General features: G+C 71.8%; 1 protein-coding gene. It reads right to left on the reverse strand.

What is annotated here, in order from left to right:
- The coding region (locus AB0E67_RS36470; protein WP_362035164.1) for a polyketide synthase dehydratase domain-containing protein at positions 1–1364 on the reverse strand (1364 nt) is incomplete at both ends.

A 1364-nucleotide genomic window follows, 5' to 3' on the forward strand; every position in this document is an offset into this window, starting at 1 on the left:
TGAGGTGACGACGGCGTTGCGGGTGAGCAGTACGAGCCGGGAGTCGGCGAAACGCTCGTCCGCCAGCCATCCCTGAACCAGCTCCAGCACCCCGTACAGCACCTCATGCACTCGCGCGGCGAGCTTGTCGGTGCTGCTCAGCTGAGGAGCGTACGGCACGACCACCACGTCCGGAGCGGCGTCCAGCGTGGTCACGGAGTCCAGGTGGTCGGCAGCGAACACCGTCGCGCCGGTCTCCTCCAGCGACTGCCCCACCTTCAGCGGGTCCGGCCCGAGGACCGCCCAGCGCCGGGCCTTGACAGAGGAGGACCCTGCCGGGGGTGTCACCCAGTCGACACGGAACAGGCTGTCGTTCAAGGACGAACCGGCCGCGTCCAACTGCGCCGTGACCACCGGCCGTACGACCAGCGACTCGGCCGTGGCGACGGGCGCTCCGGCTGAGTCGGCCACGGTGACCGACACCGTGTCCTCGGCGTCCCCGAGCGGCGCCACGCGCACCCTCAGCGCGGCGGCGCCCGCCGCGTGCAGAGTCACACCATTCCAGGAGAAAGGCAGCCGCGCCCGTCCCTCGCCCGCCGCAGGCAGCACGCCCAGACCCAGCGCGTGCAGCGCCGCGTCCATCAGCGCCGGGTGGATTCCGTAGTCCGCGGCGTCAGCGGACTCCTCCTCCGGCAGCGCGACCTCGGCGAACACCTCATCACCGCGCCGCCACGCCGCCCGCAGGCCGTGGAAGGCGGTGCCGTAGCCATAGCCCTGCTCGGCAAGCCGGTCGTAGTAACCCTCGACCTCCACCGGCTCGGCCCCGGCCGGCGGCCACGCGCTCAGGCCGGCGTCCGGCCCCGGGGACTGCTGTGCCGGGGTCAGGGTGCCGGTGGTATGCCGGGTCCACGGCTCGTCGCGGTCGGCGTCCTGCGCACGTGAGTGCAGGTTCAGCTCACGCCGTCCCGAGTCGTCGGGCGCGCCCACGTTCATCTGCACGTCGACCCCGCCCCGTTCAGGAAGGACCAGCGGGGCTTCGAGGGTCAGTTCCTCTACGGTGTCGCAGCCGACATGGTGACCGGCCTGGAGGGCGAGTTCGAGGAACCCGGTGCCGGGCAGCAGCACGGTTCCGGCCACGGCGTGGTCCGCCAGCCAGGGGTGGCTCTGGAGAGACAGCCGTCCCGTGAACAGGTGCGTGTCCGTACCTGCCAGCTCCACAGCAGCGCCCAGCAGCGGGTGGCCGGCGGCCGAGAGACCCGCGCCGGAGAGGTGCGTCCGGCTGTCGCTGGTGGGGTTGATCCAGTAGTGCTGGTGCTGGAAGGGGTAGGTGGGGAGGTCGATGGGTCGGCTGTGGGGGATTGGCCAGTTGATGGTGTGGCCGTGGG

This window comes from Streptomyces sp. NPDC032161, assembly GCF_040636995.1.
Taxonomy (GTDB): Bacteria; Actinomycetota; Actinomycetes; order Streptomycetales; family Streptomycetaceae; genus Streptomyces.